Origin of the sequence: Pandoraea sp. NE5 (genome assembly GCF_024363545.1) — a bacterium.
In the GTDB taxonomy this organism is placed as follows: domain Bacteria; phylum Pseudomonadota; class Gammaproteobacteria; order Burkholderiales; family Burkholderiaceae; genus Pandoraea; species Pandoraea cepalis.
The window spans coordinates 4,602,723-4,621,173 of the sequence record NZ_AP025517.1; the positions used below are offsets into that span (position 1 = coordinate 4,602,723).

General features: G+C 63.4%; 18 protein-coding genes. 2 read left to right on the forward strand and 16 right to left on the reverse strand.

The features are described from left to right. Positions 1 to 201 precede the first annotated feature (201 nt). Positions 202 to 867 (forward strand): Bax inhibitor-1/YccA family protein, encoded by a 666-nt coding sequence (locus PanNE5_RS20810; protein ID WP_369751541.1) that lies wholly within the window; start codon positions 202 to 204, stop codon positions 865 to 867. Between the two features lie 231 nt (positions 868 to 1,098). Here PanNE5_RS20810 and rlmD read toward each other — a convergent pair whose 3' ends face one another. From rlmD to PanNE5_RS20870, 12 genes are all read right to left on the reverse strand, one after another. After that, entirely contained in the window at positions 1,099 to 2,559 is a 1,461-nt protein-coding gene (gene rlmD, locus PanNE5_RS20815; protein WP_410007599.1) for a 23S rRNA (uracil(1939)-C(5))-methyltransferase RlmD, read from the reverse strand. A gap of 188 nt (positions 2,560 to 2,747) precedes the next feature. Further along, on the reverse strand, positions 2,748 to 3,524 hold the full coding sequence (locus tag PanNE5_RS20820; protein WP_017231641.1) for a 3'-5' exonuclease: 777 nt from the start codon (positions 3,522 to 3,524) through the stop codon (positions 2,748 to 2,750). A gap of 114 nt (positions 3,525 to 3,638) precedes the next feature. Then, entirely contained in the window at positions 3,639 to 4,724 is a 1,086-nt protein-coding gene (rpoS, locus tag PanNE5_RS20825; protein WP_017231642.1) for an RNA polymerase sigma factor RpoS, read from the reverse strand. A gap of 15 nt (positions 4,725 to 4,739) precedes the next feature. After that, positions 4,740 to 5,513, reverse strand: a complete 774-nt coding sequence (locus PanNE5_RS20830) for a peptidoglycan DD-metalloendopeptidase family protein (protein WP_240756292.1) — start codon at positions 5,511 to 5,513, stop codon at positions 4,740 to 4,742. A gap of 86 nt (positions 5,514 to 5,599) precedes the next feature. Then, positions 5,600 to 6,748 carry a protein-L-isoaspartate(D-aspartate) O-methyltransferase gene (locus tag PanNE5_RS20835; protein WP_261938743.1) on the reverse strand — a complete coding sequence of 383 codons (1,149 nt, stop codon included), beginning with the start codon at positions 6,746 to 6,748 and terminating at the stop codon, positions 5,600 to 5,602. Then, complete coding sequence (surE, locus tag PanNE5_RS20840; RefSeq protein WP_017231423.1) at positions 6,745 to 7,506, reverse strand: 5'/3'-nucleotidase SurE; 762 nt, start codon at positions 7,504 to 7,506, stop codon at positions 6,745 to 6,747. Before surE ends, PanNE5_RS20835 begins: the two co-directional genes overlap by 4 nt. A gap of 164 nt (positions 7,507 to 7,670) precedes the next feature. Then, positions 7,671 to 8,489, reverse strand: coding sequence for an ABC transporter permease (locus PanNE5_RS20845; protein WP_017231422.1), 819 nt, complete (start codon positions 8,487 to 8,489; stop codon positions 7,671 to 7,673). A 21-nt stretch (positions 8,490 to 8,510) separates the two neighbouring features. Beyond that, positions 8,511 to 8,645: a hypothetical protein gene (locus PanNE5_RS20850; RefSeq protein ID WP_261938744.1), complete on the reverse strand. Its 135-nt coding sequence runs from the start codon at positions 8,643 to 8,645 to the stop codon at positions 8,511 to 8,513. A 6-nt stretch (positions 8,646 to 8,651) separates the two neighbouring features. Further along, complete coding sequence (locus PanNE5_RS20855; RefSeq protein WP_026131493.1) at positions 8,652 to 9,464, reverse strand: ABC transporter ATP-binding protein; 813 nt, start codon at positions 9,462 to 9,464, stop codon at positions 8,652 to 8,654. Continuing rightward, entirely contained in the window at positions 9,464 to 10,495 is a 1,032-nt protein-coding gene (locus tag PanNE5_RS20860; protein ID WP_017231419.1) for an ABC transporter substrate-binding protein, read from the reverse strand. The genes PanNE5_RS20855 and PanNE5_RS20860 overlap by 1 nt, the downstream gene beginning before the upstream one ends. Before the next feature lie 104 nt (positions 10,496 to 10,599). Further along, entirely contained in the window at positions 10,600 to 11,802 is a 1,203-nt protein-coding gene (locus tag PanNE5_RS20865) for a CaiB/BaiF CoA transferase family protein (RefSeq protein ID WP_261939883.1), read from the reverse strand. Positions 11,803 to 12,129: 327 nt separating this feature from the next. Then, a complete protein-coding gene (locus PanNE5_RS20870) occupies positions 12,130 to 12,855 on the reverse strand; it encodes a helix-turn-helix transcriptional regulator (RefSeq protein ID WP_017231417.1) in 726 nt (241 codons plus the stop codon). A 205-nt stretch (positions 12,856 to 13,060) separates the two neighbouring features. Between PanNE5_RS20870 and PanNE5_RS20875 the strand changes: the two genes are divergently transcribed. Beyond that, positions 13,061 to 13,693, forward strand: a complete 633-nt coding sequence (locus tag PanNE5_RS20875; protein ID WP_261938745.1) for a hypothetical protein — start codon at positions 13,061 to 13,063, stop codon at positions 13,691 to 13,693. Positions 13,694 to 13,831: 138 nt separating this feature from the next. On the opposite strand, the gene PanNE5_RS20880 is transcribed toward PanNE5_RS20875, so the two are convergent. The 4 genes from PanNE5_RS20880 to PanNE5_RS20895 all read right to left on the reverse strand — a co-directional run bounded on the left by PanNE5_RS20880 (position 13,832) and on the right by PanNE5_RS20895 (position 18,445). Then, the gene (locus tag PanNE5_RS20880; RefSeq protein WP_261938746.1) at positions 13,832 to 15,163 is read right to left on the reverse strand and encodes a hypothetical protein; all 1,332 of its coding nucleotides are present in this window, start codon (positions 15,161 to 15,163) and stop codon (positions 13,832 to 13,834) included. Positions 15,164 to 15,525: 362 nt separating this feature from the next. After that, the gene (locus PanNE5_RS20885) at positions 15,526 to 16,287 is read right to left on the reverse strand and encodes a hypothetical protein (RefSeq protein ID WP_261938747.1); all 762 of its coding nucleotides are present in this window, start codon (positions 16,285 to 16,287) and stop codon (positions 15,526 to 15,528) included. A 12-nt stretch (positions 16,288 to 16,299) separates the two neighbouring features. Beyond that, on the reverse strand, positions 16,300 to 17,010 hold the full coding sequence (locus PanNE5_RS20890) for a C39 family peptidase (RefSeq protein WP_051060032.1): 711 nt from the start codon (positions 17,008 to 17,010) through the stop codon (positions 16,300 to 16,302). A 52-nt stretch (positions 17,011 to 17,062) separates the two neighbouring features. After that, entirely contained in the window at positions 17,063 to 18,445 is a 1,383-nt protein-coding gene (locus PanNE5_RS20895; protein ID WP_017231412.1) for a hypothetical protein, read from the reverse strand. Positions 18,446 to 18,451 lie beyond the last annotated feature (6 nt).

Here is an 18,451-nt window from a genome sequence, read left to right on the forward strand (position 1 = left end):
CGTCCGAGCGCTTTCCCCGCCATCTTTCGGTATCCTGTGGCTTCGACGACGAGCCAGACGAATGGCTGCGGGGGATCGACCGGCGACTAAAGCCGGTTGTCGTAAGCGTCAAGAGGCGCTTGCCGGCCCCGCCGGCGGGCACAATGACCACGGAGAACACAAGATATGAACCAGGATTTCCAACGTTTCGGCTACGGCGGGATGCGCGACGTCACGACCGTACAGATGCGCAACAAGGTGCTGCGCAATACGTACTGGCTGCTCGCGTTGTCGATGCTGCCGACGATTGCGGGGGCCTGGCTGGGCGTGAACTATGGCTTCGCGCTGTTCGCGGGCAGCCCGATGGTCAGCATGATCGCGTTCCTCGCGATCGCATTCGGCTTCATGTTCGCCATTGAGCGCTTCAAGAACAGCGGCGTGGGGGTGGCGTTGCTGCTGGGCTTTACGTTCTTCATGGGGTTGATGCTCACACGGTTGCTGAGCTTCGTGCTGGGATTCTCGAACGGCGCATCGCTCATCATGATGGCGTTCGGTGGCACCGCCGTGATTTTCGGCGTCATGGCAACGGTCGCCACGGTCAGCAAACGTGACTTCAGCGGGCTGGGCAAGTGGCTGTTCATGGGCGTGCTCGTGATCCTGCTGGCCTCGGTCGCCAATATCTGGCTGCAACTGCCGGCGCTGATGCTGACGGTGTCGGTGATCGCCATCGCCATCTTCTCCGCGTACATCCTGTTCGATGTGCAGCGTGTCGTGAATGGCGGCGAGACGAACTACGTCACCGCGACGCTGGCCATTTACCTTGACCTGTACAACATTTTCACCAATCTGCTGGCCATTCTCGGCGTGCTCGGCGGCAATCGCAACTGACGCGACCGACAGGTGGTGCGGCGGGCAACTCCGCACCACGCCGCGGATGCGAAAAAGCCAGTCCTTCGGGACTGGCTTTTTCTTTGCGTGACGGGATTTTACGATGTGCGGCCCACCCGATGCGCTAGTGGGCCGGGTCGCTCAGGCCTGCACTCCGCCCGCCCGGATCCATTGGCCGCTGCAGCGCCGCGGCCGCCGCAACCGATGGCCAGCCGCCGCCATCACGCACGATCAGGCCTCGTCGTGAATCACGCCGTCGCCACCGGTAGCACCGGCAATCGCCTCAACGCCCTCAATGCCCTGATCGGCCTGATCGGCGGAAGCATCCGACGCCGACACCCGCACCGTCGGCACCCACGGCTGCCCGATGCTCTCATGCTCGAACACGGCCATCGACTCGACGTGCGACGTGTGTGGGAACATGTTCACCACCCCGGCCAGCGTCAGGCGATAGCCCGCTTCATGCACGAGCACGCCCGCGTCACGCGCCAGCGTTGCCGGACTGCAGGAAACGTAGACGATGCGCTTGGGCAGGCCGTCGTAGCCCTGCTGCGCCAATTCGGCGAGCGCCTTCGATACCGCCAGTGCCCCTTCGCGCGGCGGATCGATCAGGTAGCGGTCAAACGCACCCAATGCGCGAATATCCTCCGGTGTGATGTCGAACAGGTTCCGGCACGCGAATTCGGTCCGTTCGGCCACGCCATTACGTTGCGCGTTCGCGAGCGCACGCTCCGTGAGCGCGGTGCTGCCCTCGATCCCCATGACGGTGCCGGCGCGACGCGCCAGTGGCAGCGTGAAGTTCCCCAGGCCGCAGAACAGATCGAGCACACGCTCATGCGACGCCGGCGCCAGCAAGCGCAACGCGCGATGCACGAGCACACGGTTGATCTGATGGTTGACCTGCGTGAAGTCCGTCGGCTTGAACGGCATCCGGATCTGATATTCCGGCAGGGTGTAATGCAATTCCGGGTCCAGCGGGTAGAACGGCACCGCGGTGTCCGGCCCCTTCGGTTGAACCCAGAACTGGACGTGATTTGCCTCAGCGAAGGCGCGCAGAATGTCCTCGTCCGCTGGCGTGAGGGGCTCGAGAATACGCAGCACGAGCGCCGTCACCTCGGCGCCGATCGCCAGTTCGATCTGCGGCAGACGTTCCCGAATGGACAGCGACTCGACCAGGCGCCGCAACGGCACGAGCATGTCAGAAACGTGGCGGGGCAGCACTTCGCACGAGTCCATGTCGGCCACGTAGCTGCTCCTGCGCTCATGGAATCCGATGAGCACGCCCCCCTTTTTCGGGACGTATCGCACCGTCAGACGTGCACGGAAGCGATAGCCCCAGTCTGGCCCCTGAATGGGCCGAAGGATGGCTTCGGCCTTCACCTTGCCCAGACGCGCCAGATTGTCCTCGAGCACACGCTGCTTGATTGCGATTTGTGCACGCGGCTCGAGATGCTGCATCGAGCACCCACCGCACTTGCCGAAGTGCGGACACTGTGGCTTGGCGCGCATCGGGCTGGCGCGCAGCACATCAATGGCTTCGGCCTGCTCGAATTTGGGTTTGCGACGATAGCTGAGATAGGTGACGCGTTCGCCCGGCAGCGCGCCTTCGACAAAGATCACCTTGCCGGGCTTGTAGTCCGGTGCACCCGGCTCGCCCTCGGGCGCGGTGCGGCCGACGCCGCGCGCTTCCATGTCGAGCGATTCGATATCGATAATGCCGGGCTCGGCAGCCGGCCGGCCGCGTGAGGAATTTCGGGAGGAGCGGGTCACGTCGTTGTTCTCATGTGCGACAGCAAACCGAACATTTTAATCGATTCGCTCGCCACTGACGTACGCTCGTTCGCGCAGCGCCGACATCCCCCGGCCCCAAACTCAGGCGATCACGCCCAGGCGGCGAGATATTCCTTCCAGTGCGGCGCCGCTTCCTCTTCGAGCGAGCGTCTCACGAATTCGATCTCCTGCGCGTACTCCGCCTGACGCAAACCGCCCCGCATCAACTGAAAGCGGCAATAGACCAGATACGTGTTCACCACGTCCGTCTCGCAGTAATTGCGAATCTCCTCAAGCTTGCCCGCGCGGAACGCTTCCCAGACCTTGCTGCCGTCCATGCCGAGCTTGCCTGGAAACCCGCACAGCTTGGCCAGGTCGTCGAGCGGCGCGTTTGCACGGCCCTGATACATCGCCAGAAGATCCATCAAATCCAGATGACGTTGGTGATATCGGCTGATGTAGTTGTTCCACTTGAACTCGCGGTCGTCCTCACCCATGTCCCAATAGCGCGGCGCGGCAATGCCGTGAATCATCGCGCGGTAATGCAACACGGGCAGGTCGAAGCCGCCGCCATTCCACGACACGAGTTGCGGCGCGTACTTCTCGATCGTGCGGTAGAAGCCAGAGACGAGTGCCGCCTCGCCATCGTCGAGCGTACCGAGGGATTTCACACGAAAGCCGTCGCGATCGCGAAACACGCACGAGATTGCCGCAACGCGCTGCAAGTGCAACGGCAGGAAGTCGTGCCCCACCTTTTCACGGCGGGCGGCAAAGGCGGCGTCGGCCACGGCATCGTCGGACAGCCCGGCGTACGCCGGCTCGAGCTTGCGCAGGCCGTCAACGTCGGGGATCGTTTCAATATCGAAGACGAGGACAGGTGATGACATGGTCAGAATGTGAAGTGAAATTCAGTGCGCGCCGCCGCATCACGGCGACGTCATGGCATGCCGCCCCCGATGACGCGGGCGGCGAATGGCGGCGGTCGTCGAGGTCGACACCAATCAGAGCACGGCGTCCTTGCGCACCCCATTGGATGCGAAATAGCGCTTGAGCTTGACGAGCGCCTCTTGCTGGATCTGACGCACGCGCTCGCGCGTCAGTCCCATTTCGTCGGCCAGTTCTTCCAGCGTGGCGGGTTCCACGCGGTTAAGTCCGAACCGTCGCTCGATGACGTAGCGATGCTTGGTGGACAGGCGCGAGAGCCAAAGGCGCATGAGGTCTTCCAGCTCGCGATGCTGCACCTCCTGCTCCGGGGCCGCACTGTGATCGTCCGAGAGCAAATCGAGCAAGCTACTGCCCGGATCGATTTCCAGCGGCGCGTCCAGCGACGCCACGTGCTCGTTGAGCGCGAGGATGTCGATCACCTCTTCGGGCGTTTTGCCGGTCAAATCGGCAATGTCTTCGATACTTGCGTCGCGCTGCTCGCCACCATCGACATACGCCGCACTCTTTTCAAGATGACGCTTCGCGCGCAGCACCTGATTGAGTTCGCGAATCACATGCACCGGCAAGCGTACGGTGCGCGCCTGATTCATGATGGCGCGCTCGATGCTCTGGCGAATCCACCACGTGGCATAGGTTGAAAAACGGAACCCGCGACCCGGGTCGAACTTTTCAATCGCATGCATCAAGCCGAGATTACCCTCCTCGATCAGATCGAGCAGTGGCACACCGCGATTGAGATAGCCCTTGGCAATGCTCACGACGAGGCGCAGATTGCGCTCGATCATGACCTGACGGGCCGCAAACTCGCCAGCCTGGGCACGCGTGGAGTAATCGAATTCTTCCGCGGGCGTGAGCAGCGGTTTGACGCTGATACGGTTGAGATAGTGCTGGACGGTATCCGCCGTAAGTTCGGCCTGCAGCACCGTGCCGAAGTCCTCGGCCTCGGGCTTGCGCTTGCGGCCGGCGGCACCGGCTTCGGCCGCGTCGGACGACGACGCGTCGTCGCCCTCCTCCGCCTCGCGCTCGTCGAAAGCGTCGTCCACGTCCTCGTCCTGCCGGGATTGCCGATCGTCGATTTCCTGATCGGGCTCCGGGGCAGCGAGGTCTTCCTCTTGCGAAGTGCGACGCTTTCTCTTGAGCATTCGACCCTGCCTAGTTTATTGAGGCGGCAAATACTTCATCGGATCTACAGGCTTGCCGTCGCGACGTACCTCGAAATGCAGCATGACACGATCCGCATCCGAGTTGCCCATTTCGGCAATTTTCTGACCCCGCGTGACGGAGTCGCCTTCCTTGACCAACAGTGTGCGGTTGTGCGCATACGCCGTCAAGAAGGTAGCGTCATGTTTGATGATGACGAGGTTGCCATAGCCGCGCAGGCCAGCCCCCGAATACACGACCTTGCCCGCTCCCGCCGCATAGACAGGCTCGCCTACGGTCCCGCCAATGTTCAGGCCCTTGTTCTTCGAATCGTCGAAGCGGCCAACGACATTGCCCTTGGCTGGCCACGACAATTGCAACTCGCCACTCGACACGGCGGACGGTGCAGACGGTGCGGCCGTCGCCGACGCGCTGGCCGGCGGCGTCACGACCGCCGGCGGCACCGAGGCCACATTGTTGCTGGCGAGCGGCGCCGGCAACGGCGTGCCGGTATCCCCGGCGGGTGGCTTCACACGCAAGACCTGGCCAACCTCGATCTGATCCGCATTCTGGATATTGTTCCAGCGCGCGATATCGCGATAGTTCTGACCGTTCTCCAGCGCGATGCGATAGAGGCGATCGCCGGGCTTGACGCGGTAATACCCGGCCGGCACCGGCGTGTTGTCGATGACAGGCGCTGCGCCTGGCGCACTACCGTCGGTCGCCACACCGCCTACGGTACGGTCGACGACCGGCGCCCCGACTTGTCGCGATGCGCACGCTGCCAGCATGCTCAGCAACAGGACGCTGGCGACGCGTTGTTGGAAACCCGCTCGCAAATTCACTCAAATCCTCCGCAGAATAAGGCCCGTCGGGCTTAGATGATGCCCGATTTTAAGGGGACGAATAACACCCTATCAAGCTGGGTTTCGCGCCACTGGCGCGTACCGGTGCGCTCGATGAGGGTCAAAATCTGTTGCTCACCGCCCACGGGCGCGATGAGGCGTGCGCCAACGGCGAGTTGATCGATCAGCGCGTCCGGAATTTCCAGTCCGGCAGCGGCAATCACAATGCCGTCGAACGGCGCGACCGTCGGCAGCCCTAGCCGCCCGTCTCCGTAATGCAGGCGAATATTCGGCACCCGCAGCGGTCGCAAGTTGGCCTTGGCACGCTCATGGAGCGGACGCACGCGTTCGATCGAGTACACGTCGCGCGCCACACACGACAGGACCGCCGCCTGGTAGCCGCATCCCGTGCCGATTTCCAGCACCTTCTCCAGCGGACGCCCGCCAGCAAGCAGCAGCTCGATCATGCGCCCGACGACCGATGGCTTGGAAATCGTCTGCCCGTGTCCGATCGGCAGCGCCGCGTCTTCATAGGCCTGATTGGCGAGCGCCGCGTCGACAAATCCGTGACGCGGCACCGTGGCCAGCGCCGCCAGCACGCCCGGGTGTTTGACGCCGGATGCGGCCACGCGTTCAGCCATCCGCGCGCGCACCCGCTCGGAGGTCAGTCCGATGCCATCCGGCGAAATCCCGAGCGCCGAGGCGCTCGCGCGTCCCGTGCCACCCGCCGAAACCTTCGTTGCCGTCACCCCGCGCACCGCGCCCCTGGCACCGACGGCCGCGCCCGGCTGGGCATGCCCCGTCCCCGCTGTTTTGACGGTGGGCCGCGGCGCACCTTTCGCAGCATGCGGCGCGGGCTGCGCGTGGGGGGCGGACGCGGGTCGCGCCAGTCCTTTCGGTACGACCGCGTGCGGCGTCTGTGCGCCGCCGGGACGCGCTGACGCGCCGGCCATTGGCGTCGCGGCAGCCCGCAGGCCGCCGTGCGTATTCGGAGAAAGATTGCCGCCAGTCGGCGTCTTTCCGTTCCCTTGACTTGCGGGCGCCGCGGCGCGCGTCATCGCGGCAGGCGGCGCGCCGGCGGGACTGGCCCGCGACGCCTTGTCGAGCACCGGCGCCTGACGTTGCCGGCGGCTCATCACATCGGCCAAGGGGAGAGGAAAACGCTTTGGCGGTGTCGTCATCGTTGGGTCACCCCTGCGCTGGCCAGCCAGTCGTGCACGACGCCAAGCCGTGCGGTATGCGTGAGATCCAGTTGCAAGGGAGTGACCGAGACGTAATCGTGCGCCACGGCGTGAAAATCGGTGCCTTCGCTGCTGTCGCGCGCGTCGCCAGCCGGCCCGATCCAGTAAATCGTTTCGCCACGCGGATTCTCCTGACGGATCACCGGCTGCGATTGATGCCGTTTCCCAAGTCGCGTCGCCACTGCGCCCTTAAGGTGGTCGTACGGCGAATTGGGGATATTGACGTTCAACAGGAAGGGCGCGCCCAGCGGGCGCTCCATATACCGCTCGACGACCTCGCGCGCCACACGCGCGGCGCTATCGAGGTGATCCCAGCCTTTATGGACTTGCGAGAAGGCGAACGAGGGAATCCCGAAGAGAAACCCTTCGGTGGCCGCCGCCACTGTGCCGGAGTAGAGCGTGTCTTCGCCCATGTTCTGGCCGTTGTTGATGCCGGACACAACGATATCGGGCCTTTCGTCGAGCAGCCCGGTCAGCGCTATGTGCACGCAATCGGTCGGGGTGCCGTTGATGAACGTGAAGCCGTTGCCGCCTTTGAACACCGACAGCGGCCGTTGCAGGGTCAGAGAATTGGACGCACCGCTACAGTTCTGTTCGGGCGCCACTACGGTAATGTCGCCAAGCGGTGCCAGCGCTTCGTAAAGCGCGGCCAGGCCAGGCGCCTGATACCCATCGTCGTTGCTGAGCAGGATTCGCATGCGGCAATTGTAACCGAGGAAAGGTGCCCGGATATGACGCCATCACAGCATCACGCCTGTCGTTGCGGCGATTCGGTGGCAACACAACGGCCACGGATCTGCCACAAATTTGCCGCCATGCCGTCACGACCGCCGGCGACATCGGCGTCGCCAGCGGCCGTACCTTACATCTTCTCGGTCTCGCCGGCCTGGGGCTGCCAGACGAGCAAACGCCGTTCGACCACACCGACGAGCCCGTCGAGCACGAGGGCAAACGCCGTCAGGATCAAGACGCCGGCAATCACGGCGTTGATGTCAAACGTGCCTTCCGCTTGCAGAATCAGGTAGCCCACGCCGCGCGCCGACCCCAGATACTCCCCGACCACTGCCCCGACGAACGCGAGTCCGACCGAGTTGTGCAGGCTGGAGAACACCCAGCTGGTGGCGCTCGGCAGATACACGCGACGCAGCAACTGCCGCTGATTCGCGCCCAGCATGCGGGCATTCGCCAGCACGACCGGACTGACTTCCTTTACGCCTTGGTACACGTTGAAGAACACGATGAAGAACACCAGCGTTACACCCAGCGCGACTTTCGACCAGATGCCAAGCCCGAACCACACGCCGAAGATCGGCGCGAGAATCACGCGAGGCATCGAGTTGGCCGCCTTGATGTACGGATCGAACAGCGCGCCCGCGCTCGGCGAGAGCGCCAGCCACAGTCCCACCGCCAGCCCGAACACCGTGCCGATGACAAAGGCGAGCACGGTCTCGAGCAGGGTGACGCCGAGATGCAGATAGATCTCCCCGCCGGCGAACCACTGCCAGATCTGGAGCAATACCTTCTGCGGCTCGCCAAAGAAGAAAGCCGCCTTGTCGGGGCTGTCGAAGTAGAACGCGGGGAGCAGCGTCGGGCTCGTGAGGACGTACCAGACGAGGAAAGCCACCACCAGCAGCAGCCATTGCCACAACCGCAAGTGCCGCATGATCGAACGATTACGCATGACGAACGAATTCCGGGAATATCAGACGAGCGATCGGACAAGCCAATCGGACCCACCAAAGCCATCCGGCAAATCGAACCCATCCAGCCCGTCGAGCCAGTCCAGCCATTGCACCCAGCCGCACCCGCCGAACAGAAAGTCGGTGATTTGCCACATGACGTGTCAGACTGCCTTCAACTGTTGCGCATAGCCCTTGAGCACTTCCTCTCGCAGCACGTCCCAGATCTGGGCGTGCAGCTCGGTGAAGCGCGAATGCGTGCGGATTTCCGCCACATCGCGCGGACGCGGCAGATCGATGCGGAACTCCCCGATCGGGTGCGTGCCCGGCCCAGCCGAGAGCACCACGACACGGTCCGATAGCGCTATCGCCTCGTCCAGATCGTGCGTGATGAACAGCACCGCCCGGCGCTTGGCCGCCCACAGGTCGAGCAACTCGTTTTCCATGAGCTGACGCGTCTGGATGTCAAGCGCCGAGAACGGCTCGTCCATCAGAATGATGTCCGGATCGAGAATCAGCGTCTGCGCCATGGCCACGCGCTTGCGCATGCCGCCCGAGAGCTGGTGCGGGTAGCGATCGCCGAACCCGCCCAACCCCACGCGCTTGAGCCACTCGTGTCCGCGTGCCTTCGCTTCCTCGGCCGATACGCCACGGAACTCCAGCCCCGCGGTCACGTTGTCGATGGCGTTGCGCCAGGGCATCAGCGCTTCGGCCTGGAACATATAGCCGGCGCGCGAATTGATGCCCTTGAGCGCCTCGCCGAACACCTTGACGGTACCGGACGACGGCGCCAGCAGCCCGGCAGCGACGTTGAGCAACGTCGACTTGCCGCAACCGGTGGGGCCGACGACCGAGACAAACTCGCCCGGCGCAATGTCGAGCGAGGTGTCGGCCACGGCCGTGTAACGCTTCGCGCGATCGTCTCGCGCGACGAACGTACACGTAATGCTGTCGAAACTCAGAGCCGGCGCTGTCATCATTTGTACTTGGCGTCGGCCTTCTTCGTGAATTCGTTCGTGAACGTCTTCGCCAGATCGATCGGCTTGCCCTTGACGGATTCGTCGAACGCCTGCAACGTGCGCAACGCCGTGGCCGGGCCGTCGGCGGGAATCAGGCCGTCCGGGGACATGGCCTCTTTCACGCGGCCCCAGGCATCGAGGTACAAGGCGCGGTCGCCCAGCAGATAGGCGTCGGGTACCGTCTTGATGATGTCCGCCGGCCCAGCCGTCTGAAGCCAGCGCAACGCACGGACCATCGCATTGGTCAGCGCCTGCGTCGTATTCGGATTCTTCTGAATAAACGATTCGTTCGTGTACAGGCACCCCGCTGGCATGTGGCCGCCGAACACCGACACCGTCTCCTTGAGCGTACGCGTGTCCGAGATCACGCGGATCTCCTTGTCGCGCTCGAGCATGGTGATCACCGGATCGAGGTTGACGATGGCGTCGATATTGCCCGAGCGAATCGCGGCGAGCGCACCGGACGACGCGCCGACACCGACGAACGCTACCTCGTTGGGCTTGACGCCGCCTTTGGCCAGCACGAAGTTCGCCATGATGTTGGTGGACGAGCCGGGCGCCGTCACGCCAATCTTCTTGCCACGCAGGTCGGCCAGCGACTTGTAATTCGGCATTGTCTTGTTCGACACGCCGAAGACGATCTGCGGGGCGCGCCCCTGCAGCACGAACGCGCGGATGAACTGGTTTTTCGCCTGCAACAGGATCGTATGTTCGTAAGCGCCCGACACCACGTCGGCGCTACCGCCCACGAGGGCTTGCAACGCCTTCGAGCCACCGGCGAAATCCGAGATTTCGACGTCGAGACCCTCGTCCTTGAAGTAATTCAGGCGTTCGGCAATCGTGAGCGGCAGGTAATAGAACAGATTCTTGCCGCCGACGGCGATCGCGACCTTGGTCTTCTCGAGTTTGCCTTGCGCGAAGCTGGGGCGAATGCCTGCGCCGATCAAGCCGGCCGCGGCCAGCGTCGTGACGAACTGACGTCGTTGCATGAGGTTTGTCTCCGTGGTTGCAGCGTTTTTTCTTGGTGTAACGTGCTTATTCGCGAGCCGCAGACGGTGCCGCGCCCCGTGGTCCTGCGCGAGATCAGCGCAGCTCAAATGACGCCGTTCTCGCGCAGTGTCTTGATTCGTTCGGCATCATAACCTAGTTGCCCGAGCACCTCTTCGGTGTGCTCGCCAAGTGCCGGGCCGAGCCATTGCGTGTGCCCCGGCGTTTGCGAAAGCTTGGGCGTGACGTTCGGCAGATCGATGGGCGTGCCGTCCGGGAACGTGTGACGCTGAATCATCTCGCGCGCGATGAACTGGGGATCCTTGAACATGTCGGCCACGGTATAGATACGGCTTGCCGGCACGTCGGCCCCTTGCAGCACGGCCAGGGCGTCGTCGATCGGACGCGTGCGCGTCCATTGGCCGATGGCATCGTCGATTTCCTGCGTGCGCGGCACGCGGCCGTCGTTGTGCGCAAGGGCGGGATCGTCCGCCAGATCGGGCCGGCCGATGGCGTGCATCAGCCGCTTGAAGATCGGATCGCTGTTGCCGCCCACCACAATCATGCCGTCGGCGCACGGATAGGTGTTCGACGGCACGATCCCCGGCAGCGACGCGCCCGTGCGCTCGCGCACCATGCCGGCCACACTGTACTCGGGCACCACGCTCTCCATGAGGTTGAAAACGGCCTCGTAAAGGGCGACGTCGACCACCTGCCCCCGCCCGCCGTTCACATTGCGGTGATGCAGCGCCATCATCGCGCCAATCACGCCGTGCAGCGCCGCGATGGAGTCGCCAATGGAAATGCCGATGCGCGGCGGTGGCAGGTCCGGATATCCGGTGATATGGCGCAGTCCGCCCATCGACTCGGCAATCGCGCCGAAGCCGGGCCGGTCACGGTACGGCCCGGTCTGCCCGTAGCCCGACAGGCGCACCATCACGAGCCCCGGATTGTCGGCCGAGAGTTGCTCGTACCCCAATCCGAATCGCTCGAGCAGCCCGGGACGGAAATTCTCGACCACGATGTCGGCCTGCGCGGCGAGCTTGCGCACGATCTCCTGCCCCTCGGCAGACTTGAGGTTGATCGTCACCGATTTCTTGTTACGCGCCTGCACGGCCCACCAGAGCGACGTGCCGCCCGCGTCGGGGTGCAGCTTGCGCCACTTGCGCAACGGATCGCCGTGCTGCGGATCCTCGATCTTGATGACTTCGGCGCCGAACTCTCCCAGCATGCGCGCGGCAAACGGACCCGCGATGAGCGTGCCGAGTTCGAGCACCTTCACGCCGGCGAGCGCGCCGCGCGCCGGCAAACCCGCGGCGCCGCCCCCCTGCGACGAGGTGGCGTCGGAAGACGGGCCGGCAGCGGATGCCGTAGACACCGGGGCGGGACCTTGCGGCAATACAGATTCGAACGGCTTGGACGACTTGGACAACGCGTGGACTCCTGTGCCTCGTCGACGGACATCGCCGTCGACTTCGAGACGCCGCCGTCAGCGGCGCCTGTCGCAATGGGTGGCAAACGAAGCTCGTATAGTAATTCGACAGTCCGCGATCGGCCAACCATCGCGCAGCGATTCCCGGAAAGTTCTGAGTTGAATGATCGCGAAATCCGATCGGGCAAGCCGGGGGGCCGCTCGTCAGGTCTCGAACAGATGACGCGCCCCGCGCTGCGCCGCGATGTAGATCGCCTCGCCACGATTGCGGGCGCCGAGCCGCCGATACAGGGCAGACACGTGGGTCTTGGCGGTTCCCTCGGAGATCACCAGTTGCTGGCAGATCGTTTTGATGGATAAACCGCGCGATAGGAGTGCCAGAATTTCGTACTGCCGCGCGGAGATTCCGAGCAGCGCCGACTCGGCCAGTTGCGTCGCCTTGTCGCCGCCCATCGGGAACACCGGCAGACGCGAGAGCGGCAGCGCTTCGCCCAGTGCCTCCTGGCGCCAAAGCACGAGCAATGCCGAGATGGCCTCGTCGGGAACGAATCGACCGCCCGTGAACGCCAGATCGAAGACCGCACGCGTGCGCGCAACCGAACTCGGCCATGGCAGACATGCCGCCGCACCAGCCTGCAGCCAGCGAATGATTTCATCGGGAAAACCCGCATCTCCGATGACGAGCACCGGGACGGGCGGCGCACAGTCGGCGGCCGTCGCACACAGACCATCGATGTCTGGCGTACGGGCCACCGACTCGGCAAGCACGAGCGCGCGACGCGACGGCAACTCGCGCAACCAAAGCCAGTCCTGCGCCGTCACCTCGTCGACGTGACGCAAAACTGGCGGCGTCGCGTTCGCGTCGGTCTGCAGTGCGACCTGCAGGCCGCTCAGCCAACTGGCAGCCTCACCCACGACCAGCACACGCATGGTTTCCCCCGTCGTTCCGGTCAGCCCGCCCCCGGGCCGCCGCCCCGCTTGTTATCAAGCCCGATGTGCTCATGAGTTGCCCGCCTGTCGCATGCTCGACACATGCCCAGGCGGCTACGAAAACCGAAGAAACCCTCCAGCCTTCGTCATGAGGCAAACATCAGGCGTCACCTCGCTTGTAGCGCAATTTACGCACGAAACCCGCATGGTTCCGGGTCCCGAACTCACGAACGCCGCTCCATGTTGCCTTCGCGCGACAAACCGCAATCTGCGTAAATTATTTACTCAATTTTCTAACATTCCGCTATTACTTTTTTCCCTTCCTTTTCTCGAATCGCGCCATAAAATACAACGTGTGCTGGGAGGACAGTCATTGGAGGCCGGGGGGCATACCATGAACAAGAAGATCAGCGTCAAGACGACGTGCGTTGCTATGGGTTGTCTGGTGGGGGCGTGCGTTGCCGTCTCCTCGCAAGCCCAGGCGGTCGATATGCGCGGCGTTCCGGTCGCGGTCAGCGACGCCTTGCTCGCCAGCACGCGTGCGGCGAACCTGCAGCACAGCATCGTCGCCAACGTGCCGGGCATCGCGCCCGTTGCCGCCATTGCACCGGCCCACGCCGTGGCGCAAACGGCGAACAATGTACGCCTCTGGGACGAAGTCATCCCCCCCGCACCACTGCCCAAACCCACGCAAGCATCGATTTCCTTGCCGAATGGGCCGCGCATGATCGCTGCGATTTCGCACGTTTCACCCCCTGCCCTGGCCGCGGGAATGCAGCCGACCCGTCTGTCCGTCAACGCAGGGGGTGGCGCTATGCCCCCCCGCCCATCGCGCTAACCGAAGGTCGCAATGGGCCACGCCCATCGCTATCGCATCCGCCTTCCTTGACCCTGATTCCATGCGCATCGCCGGTGCCGGCGACGCGCAAACCCCGTTCCTGCTGCCTTCTTCCACACCTACGCGGTCCCCCCGTCGTCAGAACGTGTACGGGAAGCGCAAACCGATCACGTAGTTCGGCGCGTCCGGCGACATCCCCGCATTGACATAGCCGTTGACCGTCCAGTGCTTGTTGATCGCATAGTTGATGCCGAAATTGAGCGACGCCGCGTTCGTCGAGCTGCCCGCCACCGTGGTGTAGGCGCCGCCTGGGCTGGCCGTCTTCGTCGCGCGCGAGATCGCCGTCGAATACGAGATCGACAGCGCCGTCTTGTCGTTGAGCGCCAATGCCATGCCCGCGCCCACCTGAATAATGTCGCCGAGCTTGACCTTCGCGGGTTGCGTCGTGCCTTCGACAGCAGAGACGTCATCGAACGTGCGGGCAACGTTGTAGGTGTACGCCACGTTCGCGAACAAGACGATCGGATCGTAGGTGCGCAGGAACGACAGGCCGGCCGTGAACGCCCAGATGCCGTTCCCCGTCGGCAGGCGCGACGGCGTCGTCAGGTTGTTATTGGTCGGATCGGGCGTGCCGAGCTTGATGCCAAACGGTGACGTACCGGTCGGCGCGGTCACGCGAAACGAGGCCACGATATCGGGCCAGTTCGCGTTCTCCTTGACGAGTTGGTAGTACAGGGACGCATTCACGTCGCCGATGTTCGCCGAATTCTTGCTGATGTCGCTCACCGACGATGCCGCGCCGCCCACCCCACCCGAGATGAAGTCCGAATTGCGGTAGAGATACGGCACGTCGAACGCCACACTCAACCGGTCATTGATCCCGTAGCGCGTGTTGACGTCGAACGTCCAGACGTTGGCCTTGGTCTCGCCGAGATTCAACTGACCGAGAAAGATGGCATCGAGGGCGAGAAAGCCGCTCAGCACGAGTTGACGCCGGTCGTAGTAGCTGTAGCTGATCCCCGTATCGATGGTCAGCTTGTGGTCGAACAGCGGCGCGTGCTGGGCCTGCACAACCGCCTCTTCGGCCGGCGTGCGCTGCGATTCGCTCGTGCTCTTTTGCATCTGCTGCGTCTCACCGATCGGCGTGGCCGATGAGGGCCCCGCCGCGCCGGCGGCGCCGCCGCCCGGCGTGCCCGCCGAACCGGCGGCCGATCCGTCACCGGGCGAGACCTGCGCGATCTGCGCAGTATCCCAGGCGGTCAGACCGCGTCCGCGTTGCGCCATCTCAATATCCGTGAGGCGCTGCTTGAGAGAAGAAATTTCCCGCTGCTGCCGGTCGACCATGTCCATCAACATTTGCACACGGTCGTCCGGCGATGGGTTCGTATGCTCCTGAGCCTGGGCCGATAGCGTGAAAAGCAGTACCCCCAACGGAATAGCGGCAACGGGAAAAAAGCGATGAGTGTTCATGATCCCCCCCGGGTAAAGGTGCGGACAGGCGTCCGCGCGCAATCCAACAAACACGTATTGCCAACAACGGTTGTCCTTGCTGCTCGACTGCGGGGTGATGCGTGCGAAACCCATTCCGTTTCCGGTGGACGTGCAATGCCCGGGCTCTGCCGACGTCACCTTCTTGTTCACCGCAAGCGACCTGCGGCGACGCCCCACTTCTCGTTATCTTGGCGTCCGGCCAAGGGTTACAACGTCGCCGGACACGGTTGCCGGCGTCACCCTGCGCACCCATGGCAGCGCGGCGCCGTCACTTCACTTGCTCTTGACTTACCCTTCACTTGCGCTTCACGTCGTCGACTTGGGTTGACGATCCTCAACCGTCATCGGCGGATCGCGGCGATGTTTGCCAACGCGCTCTGAATGCCGGCCTGATGCAGTGCGGCCGACGTAAGCGGATTCGTCTGCAGATTCAGTTGCATCGTGTTCATGACCTGCTGGGCATTACCCGCCACCTGCACGACCTGCATGATCTGGTTCATCGCCGCACCGGCCCCGCCGCCCACGCTCTGGCCGAGATTGCCGTTCGGCGTATTCAACGTGATCTGCATGCCGGCCGACGAAATGGCCACGCTGGCGCTCAAATTGCCCACCGTGGTCTGCGAACTGTTCGCGCCCTGCCCGCCGATCGGCACCAGCGACGCGATCGTTACCCCGGGACCGAACTGAATGATGGCTTTGTTCAGGGCGTTGTTCGCGTCGCCGGCCACCTGCGTGATCTGGGCGACGCCATTGATCAGTACGCTCGACGCGCCCGACACTGACTGCGTAAGCGGCCCGGTCGCGTTGACCAGACCGGGGATAATGCCGGTCGCGGCACCGGTCTGCACCTGGACGCCGCCGCCGTTTTGATTCACACCCAGCACGCCGGTGGCCATCAGGCTCGCACCGGTCGGCATCTGCCATTGCGACTGCATGACGAGCTGAAAGCCCGTGATCATGTTCTGTTGTGCGTACTTGCCGGTCGCGTGCGCGAGCACTTCATCGCTCACAGGCGTCCAGCTCTCGGGCACCACGCTCGATGCGAATGCCGGCACGGCACTTGCAAGCAGCGGGATTGCCAGCATCGGGACAAATCGGTTCATGATGGTCTGGTCTCAAAACAGATCCGCCCGGATGATGCCGAAGTCCACCATCGGGGCCGGAGATGTCCCGGTCGCCAAGGCGCTGTCGCGCAACTTGACTGCCAGGGACTCGTTTCCTTTGAGCAGCGGTGAATCCTCCAAAAACGGCTTGCCGACGACCGCCAACACCAAGCCATTCCATTGCTTGGCAAAATCGGCCTGCTCGATAATGCGATTGCCCAGCGCCGGATCGGACACGAACACCCGTCCGTCCTTCGCTGCCTTGATGACTACAAAGTGTTGATAGCCGTTGACGTCGATCAGCGCGATGACCGGGATGCGCAAGTCGTAAAGCGCGTTCACGTCAACTTTGAATCCTCGCCCCTCGAGTCCCAGCGTCTCCACGAATTTCTTCATGTCGAGCATCGAGAAGCCATTCTTGATGACCGTTTCCGGGTTGGAGAACGCCATCATTCGCTGGATCATTTCCGGCTCGGGTATGTCGATCCCGTAGCCGTATCGCAGCAGCGTTGCCAAGGCTGCGGATCCACAGCTGAAGTCGTATTCCTGCTGGACCAGATTCACGTAGTGCATCGACTTGAACGAGCGCATCTTCTTGACCGCCGGTACACCAGTCGAAGATTCGAGGTTCACCGATGCATACTGCGCGTGCCCGGCCACGCTTGCGCACGCCAGAGCGCAAACAGTAGCGATCCTCACTGCGGCACGACGCGCATCATTCATGTCACACCTCATGAAAAAACCGGTCCGGGAATCCCCGGACCGGTTCGGTACTTCACTTGATTGCCGAGACGGCAAGGCTGTTGCTCTGCACGTTGCCGATACCCGAAGCCACGTTCACACCGATGTTGCCGCTGGCCCACGACAGTGCGCCGTTACCCAGCGAAGCATTGGCGATGAAGTCGCCCGAAGCGTGCATCGAAGCCGACTGGTCGGTTTGCGCCGTCGAATTGGCCGCACCGCCCTTGTACCAGCCATAACCGCTTTGCGAGACCGCGGCGGCCAGGCCGTTCTGCTGCACGTTACCCACACCTGCTGCCACGTTCACACCCACATTGCCAGTCGCACCGGCGAGGGCGTTGTCCCCCACGCTGGAAGTGACATAGAACTGCGAGATGCTGGCCGAGCCCTTCGACGACTGGTTCGCGAACACCTGTGCCGAGGCATACACCGGCTGGGCATTGAGCGAAGCGATCGCGACGTTGTTGGCCTGCGCGTTGTCGGCACCTGCCGCCACGTTCACACCGATGTTGCCGTTGGCGTTAGCCAATGCCCCATTGCCCAGCGTGGCACCCATCGTCTGGTACTGCGCCGTGTTGATGTGATACGTGATCGCGCCATGCACCCACGTGGTCGACTTCATGTACGTGTCGGAGAAACCCCACAGTGCGCCTGCGGCAATCGATTCGCTATGGACCGAAGCCTGACCTTCGTTGAACAAGCCGTGGAACCCTGCGTCGAAGCTCTTCTGCGTGTTCAGGAAGCCTGCCGCGAGGAAGCCGGCAGCTTCCTGCGATTGCTGCTGGTAGGCGTAGCCGCCCCATGCGGCGCCTTGGCCTGCACCGAAGTTGCCGAAGAGGTAGCCGCCGTACACCCCACCTCCACCCGGCAGCCAGAAGTGACCGCCACCGATGGCGCCGAAGCCACCCGCAATGTTCGAATACTCATACCCGCCACCGGCGATGAAACTGCCCGAGCCGGAGTGTGACTGACCCGCGATATACCCGGCACCGGCCTGGAAGGACTGGCTGGTGTTCAGGTGACCATTGGCCTCGGCATTCACCCACGACGTCGTGTTGTCGAACGACGTCCTGGTCGAGCCAGCGAGCAGGTATGCGCTACCCTGGTTCGAGACCGTGGTGGTCTTGGAATGCACGCCGTACGTCACGTCGCCCGTCACGTAGCTGCCAAGCAGCGGGCCCGTCAGGTGCACGCCGTGCGCGTCGACCATCTGGCTGCTTTGCACGACAGCGTTGCCGGTGTTGTCCACCGTGACGCAGCCGCGAATGCCGACCAGACCGAAAATGCCGACCAGGTTCAGAACGTTGGTTTCGTTGCCGATGAACGAGAAGCTGTATTGCTGGTGATGAGACGGGTACGCCATGGCGGAACCCGTTGCTACCAGCAGTGCGGCCGCTGCAATTGCTTTCGTTTTCATGACCAT

Excerpts from the sequence above, each read along its gene's own strand:
- PanNE5_RS20895 (WP_017231412.1), bottom strand. The coding sequence starts at position 18,445 with ATGAAAACGAAAGCAATTGCAGCGGCCGCACTGCTGGTAGCAACGGGT.
- PanNE5_RS20855 (WP_026131493.1), bottom strand. The coding sequence starts at position 9,464 with ATGACAGCGCCGGCTCTGAGTTTCGACAGCATTACGTGTACGTTCGTC.
- PanNE5_RS20850 (WP_261938744.1), bottom strand. The coding sequence starts at position 8,645 with ATGTGGCAAATCACCGACTTTCTGTTCGGCGGGTGCGGCTGGGTGCAA.
- PanNE5_RS20835 (WP_261938743.1), bottom strand. The coding sequence starts at position 6,748 with ATGACGACACCGCCAAAGCGTTTTCCTCTCCCCTTGGCCGATGTGATG.
- PanNE5_RS20870 (WP_017231417.1), bottom strand. The coding sequence starts at position 12,855 with ATGCGTGTGCTGGTCGTGGGTGAGGCTGCCAGTTGGCTGAGCGGCCTG.
- PanNE5_RS20885 (WP_261938747.1), bottom strand. The coding sequence starts at position 16,287 with ATGAACCGATTTGTCCCGATGCTGGCAATCCCGCTGCTTGCAAGTGCC.
- rpoS (WP_017231642.1), bottom strand. The coding sequence starts at position 4,724 with ATGCTCAAGAGAAAGCGTCGCACTTCGCAAGAGGAAGACCTCGCTGCC.
- PanNE5_RS20820 (WP_017231641.1), bottom strand. The coding sequence starts at position 3,524 with ATGTCATCACCTGTCCTCGTCTTCGATATTGAAACGATCCCCGACGTT.
- PanNE5_RS20830 (WP_240756292.1), bottom strand. The coding sequence starts at position 5,513 with ATGCTGGCAGCGTGCGCATCGCGACAAGTCGGGGCGCCGGTCGTCGAC.
- PanNE5_RS20845 (WP_017231422.1), bottom strand. The coding sequence starts at position 8,489 with ATGCGTAATCGTTCGATCATGCGGCACTTGCGGTTGTGGCAATGGCTG.
- PanNE5_RS20860 (WP_017231419.1), bottom strand. The coding sequence starts at position 10,495 with ATGCAACGACGTCAGTTCGTCACGACGCTGGCCGCGGCCGGCTTGATC.
- PanNE5_RS20810 (WP_369751541.1), top strand. The coding sequence starts at position 202 with ATGCGCGACGTCACGACCGTACAGATGCGCAACAAGGTGCTGCGCAAT.
- surE (WP_017231423.1), bottom strand. The coding sequence starts at position 7,506 with ATGCGAATCCTGCTCAGCAACGACGATGGGTATCAGGCGCCTGGCCTG.
- PanNE5_RS20880 (WP_261938746.1), bottom strand. The coding sequence starts at position 15,163 with ATGAACACTCATCGCTTTTTTCCCGTTGCCGCTATTCCGTTGGGGGTA.
- PanNE5_RS20875 (WP_261938745.1), top strand. The coding sequence starts at position 13,061 with ATGGTTCCGGGTCCCGAACTCACGAACGCCGCTCCATGTTGCCTTCGC.
- rlmD (WP_410007599.1), bottom strand. The coding sequence starts at position 2,559 with ATGGAAGCGCGCGGCGTCGGCCGCACCGCGCCCGAGGGCGAGCCGGGT.
- PanNE5_RS20890 (WP_051060032.1), bottom strand. The coding sequence starts at position 17,010 with ATGAATGATGCGCGTCGTGCCGCAGTGAGGATCGCTACTGTTTGCGCT.